Origin of the sequence: Streptomyces sp. (genome assembly GCF_031181705.1) — a bacterium.
In the GTDB taxonomy this organism is placed as follows: domain Bacteria; phylum Actinomycetota; class Actinomycetes; order Streptomycetales; family Streptomycetaceae; genus Streptomyces.
Genome location: NZ_JAPSKN010000003.1, coordinates 89,156 through 102,492 on the forward strand (window position 1 = coordinate 89,156; position 13,337 = coordinate 102,492).

Annotated in this window: 12 protein-coding genes; 7 read left to right on the forward strand and 5 right to left on the reverse strand. The window is 72.2% G+C overall.

All coding sequences use genetic code 11. The features are described 5' to 3' along the window. On the reverse strand, positions 1 to 1,516 hold a 1,516-nt coding region (locus RIN80_RS01575), incomplete at its 3' end, for a streptophobe family protein (protein WP_309093622.1). Positions 1,517 to 1,758: 242 nt separating this feature from the next. On the opposite strand from RIN80_RS01575, the gene RIN80_RS01580 reads away from it, so the two are divergent. After that, positions 1,759 to 4,296 carry an FHA domain-containing protein gene (locus RIN80_RS01580; protein ID WP_309093623.1) on the forward strand — a complete coding sequence of 846 codons (2,538 nt, stop codon included), beginning with the start codon at positions 1,759 to 1,761 and terminating at the stop codon, positions 4,294 to 4,296. 94 nt (positions 4,297 to 4,390) lie between these two features. Here RIN80_RS01580 and RIN80_RS01585 read toward each other — a convergent pair whose 3' ends face one another. From RIN80_RS01585 to RIN80_RS01595, 3 genes are all read right to left on the reverse strand, one after another. Beyond that, positions 4,391 to 5,107 carry a transglycosylase SLT domain-containing protein gene (locus RIN80_RS01585; protein WP_309093624.1) on the reverse strand — a complete coding sequence of 239 codons (717 nt, stop codon included), beginning with the start codon at positions 5,105 to 5,107 and terminating at the stop codon, positions 4,391 to 4,393. A gap of 363 nt (positions 5,108 to 5,470) precedes the next feature. Continuing rightward, the gene (locus RIN80_RS01590) at positions 5,471 to 6,514 is read right to left on the reverse strand and encodes an S-adenosylmethionine:tRNA ribosyltransferase-isomerase (protein WP_309093625.1); all 1,044 of its coding nucleotides are present in this window, start codon (positions 6,512 to 6,514) and stop codon (positions 5,471 to 5,473) included. Continuing rightward, positions 6,511 to 7,209 carry an SDR family oxidoreductase gene (locus RIN80_RS01595; RefSeq protein ID WP_309093626.1) on the reverse strand — a complete coding sequence of 233 codons (699 nt, stop codon included), beginning with the start codon at positions 7,207 to 7,209 and terminating at the stop codon, positions 6,511 to 6,513. The genes RIN80_RS01590 and RIN80_RS01595 overlap by 4 nt, the downstream gene beginning before the upstream one ends. A 256-nt stretch (positions 7,210 to 7,465) precedes the next feature. Between RIN80_RS01595 and RIN80_RS01600 the strand changes: the two genes are divergently transcribed. The 3 genes from RIN80_RS01600 to RIN80_RS01610 all read left to right on the forward strand — a co-directional run bounded on the left by RIN80_RS01600 (position 7,466) and on the right by RIN80_RS01610 (position 9,642). Further along, entirely contained in the window at positions 7,466 to 8,611 is a 1,146-nt protein-coding gene (locus RIN80_RS01600; RefSeq protein WP_309093627.1) for a GAF domain-containing sensor histidine kinase, read from the forward strand. Continuing rightward, positions 8,604 to 9,245, forward strand: a complete 642-nt coding sequence (locus RIN80_RS01605) for a response regulator transcription factor (RefSeq protein ID WP_031118965.1) — start codon at positions 8,604 to 8,606, stop codon at positions 9,243 to 9,245. Before RIN80_RS01600 ends, RIN80_RS01605 begins: the two co-directional genes overlap by 8 nt. A 154-nt stretch (positions 9,246 to 9,399) precedes the next feature. Beyond that, positions 9,400 to 9,642, forward strand: a complete 243-nt coding sequence (locus RIN80_RS01610; protein WP_309093628.1) for a chaplin — start codon at positions 9,400 to 9,402, stop codon at positions 9,640 to 9,642. Between the two features lie 262 nt (positions 9,643 to 9,904). Here the strand turns inward: RIN80_RS01610 and RIN80_RS01615 are convergent, their stop codons facing one another. Then, positions 9,905 to 10,690, reverse strand: coding sequence for a hypothetical protein (locus RIN80_RS01615; RefSeq protein WP_309093629.1), 786 nt, complete (start codon positions 10,688 to 10,690; stop codon positions 9,905 to 9,907). 161 nt (positions 10,691 to 10,851) lie between these two features. On the opposite strand from RIN80_RS01615, the gene RIN80_RS01620 reads away from it, so the two are divergent. From RIN80_RS01620 to RIN80_RS01630, 3 genes are all read left to right on the forward strand, one after another. After that, the gene (locus RIN80_RS01620) at positions 10,852 to 11,649 is read left to right on the forward strand and encodes an ABC transporter ATP-binding protein (protein ID WP_309093630.1); all 798 of its coding nucleotides are present in this window, start codon (positions 10,852 to 10,854) and stop codon (positions 11,647 to 11,649) included. 94 nt (positions 11,650 to 11,743) lie between these two features. Then, positions 11,744 to 12,175: an NfeD family protein gene (locus RIN80_RS01625; protein WP_309093631.1), complete on the forward strand. Its 432-nt coding sequence runs from the start codon at positions 11,744 to 11,746 to the stop codon at positions 12,173 to 12,175. Between the two features lie 132 nt (positions 12,176 to 12,307). Next, positions 12,308 to 13,264, forward strand: a complete 957-nt coding sequence (locus tag RIN80_RS01630; RefSeq protein WP_309093632.1) for an SPFH domain-containing protein — start codon at positions 12,308 to 12,310, stop codon at positions 13,262 to 13,264. Positions 13,265 to 13,337 lie beyond the last annotated feature (73 nt).

Genomic DNA, 13,337 nt, shown 5'->3' on the forward strand with positions numbered 1-13,337 from the left:
CCGGCCCGGCGCCCGTTCCGTACGAGCCGCCCGTCCCGGTCTCCGGTCCCGGCCCCGCCTCCGCCCGCGCCCTCGGTCCGAGACCCGCCCCCGGCCCGGCACCCGCACCGTACGAACCACCCGCGCCCAGCGCCCGTGCCGTGGCCGACCGGCCCGCCGCCCCGCACGCCCACGCCGTCAGCGCGCCCGCGCCCCCGGCCCCCGCACCCCACACCGCGCCCAGCAGCAGGGCCAGGGCGAGGTGGCCGTGCAGGTCGACGCCCGCGCCCAACGCGTCGAAGCCGAGGACGGACAGGGACGCGGTCACGGACACGTCCGTGAGCCAGGCCAGCAACGGCAGGGCGAGCGCGGTCGCCGCCCCGAGCCGCAGCGCGCACCGGCCCGCGAAGGCGAGTGCACCGGGACTCCCCGGTGCGTCACGCACGACCGGCGTGCGGACCGCCGTCAGCACCCCGGCCAGCAGCATCATCAGCGCCGCCGCCGCCGCGAGCAGCCACACCCGCCCGTCCAGCTCCGCCAGCCGCCCCAGCGTCACCGGCTGGTCCGTACCGGCACCGAGCAGATCGTCCAGCGGGTCCGGCAGGAAGCGGGTCAGCTCGCCCGTGGCCCGGCCGTCCCACGGCACGAACAGGCCCAGCGGCACGCCCAGCCACACCCCGTTCGGCGCCCCGAGCAGCGCTGCCCCGGCGATGCGGCGCGGATGGTCGTCGCCGACCGCCGCGTACGCCGCCGCCGCGAGCCCCGCCGCCACGGCCACCAGCAGCACCGTCACCACCGCGGACACCGCCGGCCGCACGACCCGGTGCACGGCCTCCCAGCCCGGCGGCAGCGGCGTACGGCGGGACGCCAGCAGAGCGATGACGAGGATCCCGGCCGACCACCCGAGCCCGCCGAGCAGCGTCGGCGCCGTGTCCACCGTGAAGCCGACCGCCGCCTGCGCGTCGACCAGCTCGCCGAGCCGGTCCGGCAGCAGCCCCCCGATGTCCCCGAGCCCCGGGACTTCCACACCCCCGCCCCCGCCGGGCACGTCGTCAAGGCCCAGCGACCCCCCGTCGATCGTGATCACATCGTGTCCCGCCCACGCCAGCCCGCCCAGCATCGCCACGAAGAGCGCGACCACCGCGCCCGCGCGCGCGAGGAGTTCGGCCGGCGGAATCACAACTCCCGCCCCGCGCAGGGACCGCAGGAAGAACCACGACAGCAGCACCGCCCCGGCCAGGCTCACCCCCAGTGGCGTGATCTCGATGGCCGTGTCCGCCTGCGCGCCCGACAGACCGAACGCCGACACGTCACCGGACGGCGTGACCGACCCGCCAGCCGCGAGCGCCACCACCGCCGCGGTCATCGGCCCCAGCGAGCCCGCCGCGTCCGCCTCCAGCAGCCGCAGACCCAGCGCCGCCGTCCCCGCCATCCCGATCAGCGCCCAGCTCACGGCGGCGACGGCGGACATCAGCACGTCTCCCCACGGCACGCGCGCACCGTCCCTCGCCGGCTCCACACCGGTCGCAGCACCCATGGCAGACCCCCCGATCCGCTCCGCGGTGGGAACACCGCGCATGTCCCCCTCGCGTCGAAATACCACTCTCCGGCCCGTTTTCCACCCCGTCAACGGAAACGGCGGACCCGTCCGCGCGCGCTCTTCACAAGGCCCGACTTTCGGTCAGGGGGCCGCTCCTGAAATAGTTCCCCCCGATGTTCGACATCCCTAGACTCCCCATGTCGGGGGATAACTCGGGGGACAACTCAGTGGGGCATGGAGTGCCGGAACTCGTACTGGAATCAAACGGACGTACCTGGACGCTCGATCCGTCCAGGGCTTACACCCTCGGACGTGATCCGCAGGGGGACGTCGTCTTCGACGACGCCAGGGTCTCCTGGCGTCACGCCACGGTCAGCTTCAACGGCCGCAGTTGGGTCATCGAGGACCACGGCAGCACCAACGGCACGTTCGTGCAGGGGCAGCGCATCCAGCAGATGGAGCTCGGTCCCGGCTCGGCGGTCAACCTGGGCAACGCGACCGACGGCCCGCGCCTGAACCTCTCCGGCGCAGCGGCCTCCGTGGCCACGCCGCAGGCCCAGCCCCAGCAGCAGCCGTACGCGGCGCAGGGCGCGAACCCGGGCTGGGCGCCGCAGGCCCCCGCCCCGCAGACGCCGCACCAGCAGCCGCACCAGCAGGCCCCGCAGGCCGGCTGGCAGCAGCCGCAGCAGCCCGCTGCGCACATCCCGCAGCAGCAGGGCCCCGGCGGTGTCGCGGGGGCACCGCCGGTCTACGGCGACCGCAGCCCGACCACGTTCCACCAGTTCTCCCTCGGCCGCGTGATGCGCATCGGCCGTGCCCTGGAGAACGAACTGGTCGTCTCCGACCTGCAGGTCTCGCGGAACCACGCCGAGTTCCACGCCACGCCCGACGGGCGCATGGAGATCCGCGACCTCGGCTCGCACAACGGCACGTACGTCAACGGCCAGCCGATCCCCAAGGGCGGCTCGCAGCTGCTCGGCCCGACCGACGTCGTCGGCGTCGGCCACTCGACGTTCCGGATCGTCGGCGACCGTCTCGAGGAGTTCGTCGACACCGGCGAGGTGTCCTTCTCCGCCCGCCACCTGACCGTCACGGTCGACGGCGGCAAGCAGATCCTCAAGGACGTCTCCTTCGGCGTCCCGGAGAAGTCGCTGATCGCGGTCATCGGCCCGTCCGGCTCCGGCAAGTCCACCCTGCTCAAGGCGCTGACCGGCTACCGGCCCGCCAACCAGGGCGAGGTCCTCTACGACAACCGCAACCTCTACAAGCAGTTCGCCGAGCTGCGCCAGCGCATCGGTCTGGTCCCGCAGGACGACATCCTGCACAAGGAGCTGACCGTCAAGAAGGCCCTCAAGTACGCGGCCAAGCTGCGCTTCCCCGCCGACACCACGGCGGCCGAGCGCGAGGCCCGGATCGACGAGGTGCTGCGCGAGCTGAAGCTCGACATCCACAAGGACAAGAAGGTCACCTCCCTCTCCGGCGGCCAGCGCAAGCGCGTCTCGGTCGCCCTGGAGCTGCTGACCAAGCCGTCGCTGATCTTCCTGGACGAGCCGACCTCCGGCCTCGACCCGGGCATGGACCGCGACGTCATGCAGCTGCTGCGCGGTCTCGCCGACGACGGCCGCACGGTCCTCGTCGTCACGCACTCCGTGGCCGAGCTGGCCCTGTGCGACAAGCTGCTGGTGATGGCCCCCGGCGGCTCCGTGGCCTACTTCGGCCCGCCGGAGGAGGCGCTGAACTTCTTCGGCTACGACACCTGGGCCGACGTCTTCTCCGCCTTCGAGAACTACCGCGACTACGACTGGGCGGGCCGCTGGAAGGGCTCGCAGCACTACCAGATGTACGCCGCGGACCTGGACGCCGTGGCGCCGCAGTCCGTACAGGTTCCGCCCATGCAGGCGATGAAGCCGCCGAAGCCGCAGGGCTGGATGTCCCAGTTCGTCACGCTCGTCCGGCGTTATGTCTCGGTGATCGCGTCCGACAAGGGCTTCCTGGCCCTGATGGTGATCCTGCCGGCCGTGCTCGGCGCGGTGAGCCTGCTCATCGACGCGGACAAGGGCCTGCTGCCGAACCCGGTCAATCCGCAGACCGGCCGGATCATCCCGAACGGCACGGCCACCACGGTCCTGCTGATCCTCGCGGTCGGCGCCTGCTTCGCCGGCGCGGCGAACTCGGTCCGCGAGCTGATCAAGGAACGGGTCATCTACGAGCGGGAGCGCGCCACCGGCCTGTCCCGCTCGGCGTACCTGATGTCGAAGGTGTTCGTGCTCGGCATGATCACCGTGCTGCAGGGCCTGCTCGTCGGCGTCATCGGCTTCTCCAGCCGGGAGATCCCCGAGGAGGGCCTGATCTTCGGCAGCGCCACGCTGCTGGAGCTGTCCGTGCCGATCATGGCGCTGGGCTTCACGTCGATGATGTTCGGCCTGATCATCTCGTCGCTGGTGAAGACCGCCGAGAAGACCATGCCGCTGCTGGTGATGTTCGCGATCATCCAGGTCGTCTTCACCGGCTGCCTGTTCACGCTGCACGGCTCGATCGGCGTCAACCAGTTCTCGTTCCTGATGCCGTCGCGCTGGGCGGTCGCCGCCTCCGGTGCCACGCTCGACTTCAACAAGATCAGCCCGCCCGAGACGGCCGGGGACACCGACCCGCTGTGGGAGCACACGGCCGGGGCCTGGGTCATGGACATGGGCGCGCTCCTGGCGCTCGGCGTGATCTGCGGCTTCTTCGTGGCCCGCTTCCTGCGCCGCCACGAGCCCGAGGTCATGCGCAAGTAGTCACCGCCTCACCGCGCCCGAAGGGCGGCACCCCGTCAGCAGGGTGCCGCCCTTCGGCGTTCGTTCAGCGAAGCAGCGAGGTCCCGCGCCGGCCTCAGTAGGCGCTGTCGACGTTGTCCATCGAGCCGTACTTGTCGGCCGCGTAGTTGCAGGCGGCGGTGATGTTGGCTACCGGGTCGTAGATGTCCCAGGAGGTGCCGGGGACGTGCCAGTGCTTGAAGGTCGGCGGGATGACCTGCAGCAGGCCCTTCGACGGGATGCCGTTGATCGCGTTGATGTCCCAGTTGTTGATGGCGCGCGGGTTGCCCGAGGACTCACGGATGATGTTGCGCTTGATGCCCTCGTAGGAGCCGGGGATCCCGTGCTTCTTCATGACGTCGAGGGACTCGCGGATCCAGCCGTCGAGGTTGTTCGGGTAGCTCTTCTTGACGGCGGCGCGCTTGGCGGCGCGGCTCGCGGCCTCCTTGGCCTTGCGCTCGGCCTCGGCCTTCTTCTTCGCCGCCTGGGCGGCGGCCTTCTTCTTGGCGGCGGCGGCGGCCTCGGCCTTCTTCTTGGCCGCTATCTGCTCCGCCTTCACGCTGGCACCGGCCATCTGGTCGGTGACGCTCGCCTTGACGTCCTTGATCTGCTCGGTGCTGAACGCCACCGCAGCCGGCTGAGCGGCCTCGGTCGTGGTCGTGGTCGACGCTCCGCTCGGCACCGCGGAGAAACCGATGGCGGCGGCACCGAGGGTGGCGACGCCCGCCATGGCGATCTTGTGGTGACGGGTCAGACTACGACTGTGAACACGGCTGAAGATGTTCTTGGGCATGCTGGTGTGGACCTCTTCGAATAGCGCGGGAGTCGCTCGGCGTCCGGCGTTGGACTCGGTGTGTTTCCGACACGAACGCCGCGGGGCAGAGCCCACGGCGCTGAGCGACGGCAGCCATTCTTAGCGGCCGCAAAATGGCGTGGCAAAGGTGTGACGTACGAAGGGAGATAGTGGATCAGGGAGGGGCGAATCGGGGCAGATTGGACTATCCGCGCCGCTCAATAGGGGCGACTTTGTCTCCTATGCACTTTCGTACGTGACGTGCGCCCTATGTGCGGGCTCACATCGGGCGGAGGGCGTTCTGACCGCAGGTTGCACGAGCGATGCTCTGTGTAAGGGGGTCGCGAGGGCTCTCCGGGCCTCTCAGGGCAGGAGGAGGTGCACGTCCCCGAACTCGTGCCACAGGTAGCCGCCTTGCAGCGCCGCCGCGTAGCCCCGCTCGATCGCCGCCCGCCCGGCGACCGCCTCCAGCATCAGCAGATGCGAGGCCTCCGGCTCGTGCAGCCCGGTCAGCAGCCCGTCCACGACCCGCACCCCCCGCTCCGGCGTGACGACGAGATCCGTCCAGCCCGCACGCGCGCGTACGGCCCCCTCGGCGTCCACCGCCGACTCCACCGCCCGCACCGCCGTCGTCCCGACCGCCACCACCCGGCCCCCGCCGGCCCGCGCGGCGTCGATCAGCCGCGCCGACGCCTCCGGCACCGCGAAACGCTCCGGATACGGCGGCTCGTGCGCCTCGGCCGACGCCACCCCCGTGTGCAGGGTGACCGGCGCGAACTGCACCCCCCGGCTCACCAGCTCCGCGACCAGCCGCGCCGTGAAGGGCCGGGCCGCGCTCGGCATCTCCGCGCTGCCCGCCCCGTCGGCCGACGGCAGCGCGAACACCGTCTGGTAGACGGACAGCGGCTGGTCACGCTCCGTGTAGGCGTAGCGAATGGGCCGCCCGTACTCCCGCAGCAGCCCCGGTATCCCCGGCCCGCGGACCCGCGCCCACCACAGCCGCTCGCCCCGCCCGCTCAGCGGCTCCTCCAGCACCAGCCGCACACCCCCGGGCAGGCACACCTCCGTTCCCGCGGGCGCCCCCGCACGCGCGCGCGTGGTGCCCCGCCCGTCGGGCTCCCGCAGCTCCACCGCCCAGCGGCCGTCGTCCCCGCGCGTGGAGAAGTGCACCACCACGCGCGCGTGCCCCGCCCACCCGTCGACGGCCGCCGCCAGCGTGGCCGAGGTGTTGACCACGAGCAGGTCCCCGGCCCGCAACAGCCGCGGCAGCTCCGCGAACGTGTGATGGGCCACCTCGGCACCCCGCGACACCAGCAGCCGTACGGCGTCCCGGTCCAGCCCGGGCCCCCGCTGCTCTGCCGGCACCCGGGCCGACAGCTCCTCCGGCACCCGCACCGCGAGCGTCATACGGAGCCGTCCACCAGGGCCGCGGCCGCGTACCGCCCGCTCACCGGACGCTCGTCCAGCAGCCGCAGGAACCCCGGCACCACGGTCTCCGGCGCGGGCCGCGGCTCCCGGTCCTCCGGTACGGCCGCGGCATAGAGGTCCGTGGCCATGTCCCCGGGATCCACCGCCCAGACCCGCAGCCCCGGCTCCTCCACGGCGAGCACCGCCGCCAGCTGGTCGAGGGCCGCCTTCGACGCCCCGTAGCCGCCCCACGTCTCGTACGCCTCCGCCGCCGCGTCCGAACTGACCACGACGACCGTGCCCGCCTCGGAGGCCCGCAGCAGCGCCAGTCCCTCCTGGACCAGGCCCAGGCAGGCCACCAGGTTCACCTCGAGCGCCCGCCGCAGCCCCGGAAGGGGCAGCTCCTCCAGCCGGACCAGCGGCTCGATACCCAGCGCGCTCGCGTTGTGCACCAGCAGATCGAGCCCGCCCAGCCGCCACGCCGCCTCGACCAGCGCCGACCGGTGGGCGGCGTCCGTGACGTCCCCCGGCAGGGCCCTCACCCGCGTGCCGTGCGCGGAGACGGCCTCGGCCGTGTCCGCCAGGGCCTTGGCCCCCCTCGCGTCGAGCACCAGATCCCAGCCCCGCCCGGCCAGCGCCTCGGCGAGCGCCCGGCCCAGTCCCTTCGACGCCCCGGTGATGATCGCGACCGGCATGATCAGCTCCCTCCTCGTGATCGAAGTGCCCCCAACGTAGGAACGGGGCCGCCCCGACCGCCTCCGCCGCGGGCCGCAACCCGCCGGGTCCCTTCGCCCTACGCCACCGGCCCACCGTCCCCGGCCCCCGCCCCACCGCCCCGGGACCTAGGCCGCCCCCGCCCGCGCCTGCGCCCCGCGACCTAGGCCCACCGGACCGGCACCCGCGGCCACCGGTCCGATCCGCGCTGTCACAGCCCGCCGGTACCGTGAGGACATGAGCCACGGTCCCCGGTCCGGCCTCGCCGCGGTGAGCTCCGCGCTGCTGGCCATGAGCAGGCATCTCGAGGTGCGCGACGTCCTCAAGACGATCGTCGCCTCGGCCCGCGAGCTGCTCGACGCGCAGTACGCGGCGCTCGGCGTCCCGGACGACCACGGCGGCTTCGCCCAGTTCGTCGTCGACGGTGTCAGCGAGGAGCAGTGGAAGGCCATCGGCCCCCTCCCGCGCCAGCACGGCATCCTCGCCGCGATGCTGCACGAGGCCCGGTCCGAGCGGCTCGCCGACGTCCGCAAGGACCCCCGCTTCGAAGGCTGGCCCAAGGCCCACCCCGACCTGATCGACTTCCTCGGCCTGCCGATCCGGGACGGCGATGAGGTGCTCGGCGCTCTGTTCCTGGCGAACAAGAACTGCAAGAGGTCCGAGGGCGGCTGCGGCTTCACCCAGGACGACGAGGAACTGCTCGGCATCCTCGCCCAGCACGCCGCGATCGCCCTCACCAACGCCCGCCTGTACGAGCGCAGCCGCGAACTGACCATCGCCGAGGAGCGCTCGCGCCTGGCCCACGAACTGCACGACGCGGTCAGCCAGAAGCTGTTCTCGCTGCGTCTGACGGCCCAGGCGGCGGCCCGGCTGGTGGACCGCGACCCCTCCCGCGCCAAGGGCGAACTGCAGCAGGTGGCGGCCCTGGCCGCCGAAGCCGCCGACGAACTGCGCGCGGCGGTGGTCGAGTTGCGCCCGGCCGCACTCGACGAGGACGGCCTGGTCGCCACCCTGCGCACGCAGATCCAGGTCCTCGACCGCGCCCACAGCGCCCGGGTGACCTTCACCGGCCACGGCGTCAAGGCCCTGCCCGCCTCCCAGGAGGAGGCCGTCCTGCGCGTCGCCCAGGAAGCACTGCACAACGCCCTGCGCCACTCCGGAGCCGACCACGTCGACGTGACGCTGGAGCGCCGCGACGGCGGTGCCGTCCTGCGGGTCACGGACGACGGCAGCGGCTTCGACCCCCAGGCGGTCCGCCGCGCGGGACGCCACCTCGGCCTGGTCTCGATGCGGGACCGGGCGAGTGGCGCCGGCGGCTCGCTGACAGTGGAATCGGCGCCCGGTAAGGGCACCACGATCGAGATGGAGGTCCCCGGTGGCTGACGCGATCAAGGTCCTGCTCGTCGACGACCACCAGGTCGTCCGCCGGGGCCTGCGCACGTTCCTGGAGGTGCAGGACGACATCGAGGTCGTCGGCGAGGCGGCCGACGGCGCCGAAGGAGTCGACCGGGCCGAGGAGTTGCGGCCCGACGTCATCCTCATGGACGTCAAGATGCCGGGCATGGACGGCGTCGACGCCCTGCGCAGACTCCGCGAGCTGGACAACCCCGCGCGCGTGCTGGTCGTCACCAGCTTCACCGAGCAGCGCACGGTGGTCCCGGCCCTGCGCGCGGGCGCCGCCGGGTACGTCTACAAGGACGTCGACCCCGACGCCCTAGCCGGAGCCATCCGCTCGGTGCACGCCGGGCACATCCTGCTCCAGCCGGAGGTCGCCGGCGCCCTGCTGTCCCAGGAGGAGGCCAACTCCGGCCCGGGCAGGGGTGGTTCACTCACCGAGCGGGAGCGCGAGGTGCTCGGCCTGATAGCGGACGGCCGTTCCAACCGCGAGATCGCCCGCGCGCTCGTCCTCTCCGAGAAGACCGTCAAGACCCACGTCTCGAACATCCTGATGAAGCTCGACCTGGCCGACCGCACCCAGGCCGCCTTGTGGGCCGTTCGCCACGGCGTGACCGGCTGACGCTCACCCCACGGCAACACGGAAGGTTGCGTTCCGGACCGAGATTCATACTGTCGTGGGAACGTCCCCCATATGGCGCATCCTCGGTGGATCTCCGCCGTTCTCCAGTGCGTGCCGCGGCGCCTGCCGCGGCGATCGCAAGGAGGGCTCCAAAGTGAAGAACCTGAAGAAGGCCGCGGCCGTGACGATGGTGACCGGTGGCCTGCTGGCCGCGGGCGCGGGCATGGCCTCCGCCACCAGCGCGCACGCCGACGGCCAGGCCGCGGGCTCCCCGGGCGTCGGTTCGGGCAACGTCGTCCAGGCCCCGGTGCACGTCCCGGTCAACGTCTCCGGCAACAGCGTGAACGTCGTGGGCGTGCTGAACCCGGCCTTCGGCAACCTCGCCGTCAACCACTGACACCCCACCTCCGTCTCCGAGCCGGAGGTGACACCGGCCTCCCGGACCCGCCCGGGAGGCCGGCCTGCCCGACCGCGGGCACCCGCGCCACTCAGCTGCGGACACCCGGTCCGGTCAGCCGCGGGCCCCGGCCCTGCTCAGCTGCGGGCATGCGTGCCGCCAGGGGCGGCACGGGCGGGCGCAGCGGCACCCCGCTCCGCCGGGCTGCGCCATGCCCCGGCCGCAGCCTCGACGCCGAGCATCCGCACACCCCCGCGCCGGGTCACCGCACCCCCCGCTCCCGCTCCTCCACAACGGAGTTGTACGCCGCGACCTGCGCCCGCCGAGCCGTCCGCTCCACCGGCCGCAACGCCTCCCGCCGCGCGGCGATCTCCGCCGAACTCACCGCACCCCCGTGCCCGCTCTCCGTGGCCACCCCGATCAACGCCCCCACCCGCTGCGCCAGCTCCAGCACCCGCACCGCCCGCGGCGGATACCCCGGCGCCAGCACCTCCCGCCCCCGCTCGGCCCGGGCCCGGTACGCGTCGACCGCCGCCTCCGCCACCGGCCCCGACCCGGCCACGTCCAGCCGGGTCAGCACCTCGGTCGCGTCCCGGAGGGCCTCGGCGAGTTCCCGCTCCGCCTCACTCAGCGACGGCACATCCGCCGGCGGCGCCTCCCGCACGGGCAGCACATGCCACACCACCTCGACCTGCACCCCCACGGGCCCGGCCTCGTACACGTCCGGCACCAGCCCGAGCGCGGCCCCGTGACAGACCACCGCCTCCTCGGCCTCCAGCGCCCGCGCGTTGAACTCCGGCGGCCCGCTCAGCCCCAGCGGATGCCCCGGCGCAGGCAGCGCCACCCGCAGCCCGGTCACGCCGAGCGTGCGCAGCCGCCCCAGCGCGAGCGTCAGCCCGACCTGGCCCGACTCACCCGGCAGCCCCTCCACCCGGTGCACCGCGTCCTCGCCGACGATGGCGAGCACGGCGTCATCCGGCGAGACAAGTCCGCCCAAAAGGGCATTTCCCCAAGCTGCGAGACGTCCAGCGCGCGGTTCCGTGAGCATGCTCCCACCCTAGGACCCTCCCAGGACCGGACCGAGGGAATGCCCCGGCCGACCGGTGGCGTAGATTTCATGGAGGGCTGCGCCCACCGGCGCGGCGGACCGAGCCACAGGCGTACGCGACAGCCGAGACCGGCCACACTGCAAGGGGAGACAACGCGCTCATGAGCGATGTTCTGGAGCTTCAGGACGTATCCGTGGTCCGCGAGGGCCGGGCTCTGGTGGACCAGGTCTCCTGGTCGGTCAAGGAGGGCGAGCGCTGGGTCATCCTGGGCCCGAACGGCGCCGGCAAGACCACCCTCCTCAACCTCGCTTCCACCTACCTCTACCCCAGCTCGGGCACCGCCACCATCCTCGGCGAGACCCTCGGCCGCCCCGGCACCGACGTCTTCGAACTGCGCCCGCGCATCGGCATGGCCGGCATCGCCATGACCGAGAAGCTCCCCAAGCGCCAGACGGTCCTGCAGACGGTCCTCACCGCCGCCTACGGCATGACCGCCACCTGGCACGAGGACTACGAGGAGATCGACGAGCAGCGCGCCCGCGCCTTCCTCGACCGCCTCGGCATGAGCGACTACCTGGACCGCAGGTTCGGCACCCTCTCGGAGGGCGAGCGCAAGCGCACCCTCATCGCGCGCGCCCTGATGACCGACCCCGAACTGCTCCTGCTCGACGAGCCCGCCGCCGGCCTCGACCTCGGCGGCCGCGAGGACCTCGTCCGCCGCCTCGGCCGGCTCGCCCGCGACCCCATCGCCCCCTCGATGCTGATGGTCACGCACCACGTCGAGGAGATCCCGCCGGGCTTCACCCACGTCCTCATGATCCGCCAGGGCAAGGTCCTCGCCGCCGGCCCGCTGGAGCTCGAACTGACCTCCCGCAACCTCTCCCTCTGCTTCGGCCTCCCGCTCGTCGTCGAACAGATGGGCGAGCGCTGGACCGCCCAGGGCCTCCCGCTGTCCTGACCCGGCCCGCCCCTCACAAATCCCAGGGTGAGAACGGCATTTCACACGCCGGGCGCCCTGTCGGCGACAGGGGCGTCGGACCTACCATGACCACGTGGACATCGACGCATGGCTGTGGTGGCTGATCGGCGCGACGGCGCTCGGCATCGCGCTCGTGATCACCGCGATGCCGGAACTGGGCATGCTCGCGGTGGGAGCCGTCGCCGCGGCGGTGGTCACCGGCGTCTTCGGCGGCGGAGCCGTCGCCCAGGTCGCCGTCTTCGCCCTGATCTCGACCGCGGGCATCGCCGTCGTACGGCCCATCGCCAACCGGCATCGCTCCCAGCGACCCCAACTCGTCACCGGCGTGGACGCGTTGAAGGGCAGACAAGCCGTCGTCCTGGAACGCGTCGACGCCTCCGGCGGCCGGATCAAGCTGGCCGGGGAGGTCTGGTCGGCCCGCGCCCTCGACACCGACCGCGCCTACGAAGTGGGCCAGGAAGTGGACGTCGTGGACATCGAGGGAGCCACCGCGATCGTCATGTGACCTCGCACGACGTAACTGGACTGAACTCCTCGCCAGCTACGCGACGGTCTGTCAGACTCGACCAGCAAGATCTTCGACAACCATAAGATCTGCCGAAGACGCCGCAGCGGAGAAGGGACACGGGGAACGACGATGGAACCGGTCATCATCGTCCTGATCATTCTGGTGGTGTTGGTCTTCATCGCCCTGATCAAGACGATCCAAGTCATCCCACAGGCCAGCGCGGCCATCGTCGAGCGGTTCGGCCGCTACACACGAACGCTCAACGCGGGCCTCAACATCGTCGTCCCGTTCATCGACACCATCCGCAACCGCATCGACCTGCGCGAACAGGTCGTGCCCTTCCCACCGCAGCCGGTGATCACCCAGGACAACCTGGTCGTCAACATCGACACGGTCATCTACTACCAGGTGACCGACGCGCGGGCCGCCACCTACGAAGTCGCCAGCTACATCCAGGCGATCGAGCAGCTCACCGTCACCACGCTGCGCAACATCATCGGTGGCATGGACCTGGAGCGGACCCTGACCTCCCGCGAGGAGATCAACGCGGCCCTGCGCGGTGTCCTCGACGAGGCCACCGGCAAGTGGGGCATCCGCGTCAACCGCGTCGAGCTCAAGGCGATCGAACCGCCCACCTCCATCCAGGACTCGATGGAGAAGCAGATGCGCGCCGACCGCGACAAGCGCGCCGCGATCCTCCAGGCCGAAGGTGTCCGGCAGTCCGAGATCCTGCGCGCCGAGGGCGAGAAGCAGTCCCAGATCCTGCGCGCCGAAGGTGAGGCCAAGGCCGCCGCCCTGCGCGCCGAGGGCGAGGCCCAGGCCGTCCGCACGGTCTTCGAGGCCATCCACGCCGGCGACCCGGACCAGAAGCTCCTCTCCTACCAGTACCTGCAGATGCTCCCGAAGATCGCCGAGGGCGACGCCAACAAGCTCTGGATCGTCCCCAGCGAGATCGGCGACGCCCTCAAGGGCCTGTCCGGCGCGATGGGCAACTTCGGTGGCATCGGCGGAGGTTCCGGCGGCAACGGCGGCGCCGGGGCCCAGGTCCCCGCGCAGGAACGCCGCGAGAAGCCGTCCATCGACTAGACCGGCCCATGAGAAGGGGGCCCGCTTCCCGGGAAGCGGGCCCCCTTCTCATGAGAACGCCGCTAGGCGGCCG

Bases quoted from the DNA above. Each gene is read 5' to 3' on its own strand.
- RIN80_RS01630 (WP_309093632.1), top strand. From the start codon at position 12,308: ATGGAACCGGTCATCATCGTCCTGATCATTCTGGTGGTGTTGGTCTTC.
- RIN80_RS01585 (WP_309093624.1), bottom strand. From the start codon at position 5,107: ATGCCCAAGAACATCTTCAGCCGTGTTCACAGTCGTAGTCTGACCCGT.
- RIN80_RS01600 (WP_309093627.1), top strand. From the start codon at position 7,466: ATGAGCCACGGTCCCCGGTCCGGCCTCGCCGCGGTGAGCTCCGCGCTG.
- RIN80_RS01615 (WP_309093629.1), bottom strand. From the start codon at position 10,690: ATGCTCACGGAACCGCGCGCTGGACGTCTCGCAGCTTGGGGAAATGCC.
- RIN80_RS01590 (WP_309093625.1), bottom strand. From the start codon at position 6,514: ATGACGCTCGCGGTGCGGGTGCCGGAGGAGCTGTCGGCCCGGGTGCCG.
- RIN80_RS01595 (WP_309093626.1), bottom strand. From the start codon at position 7,209: ATGCCGGTCGCGATCATCACCGGGGCGTCGAAGGGACTGGGCCGGGCG.
- RIN80_RS01620 (WP_309093630.1), top strand. From the start codon at position 10,852: ATGAGCGATGTTCTGGAGCTTCAGGACGTATCCGTGGTCCGCGAGGGC.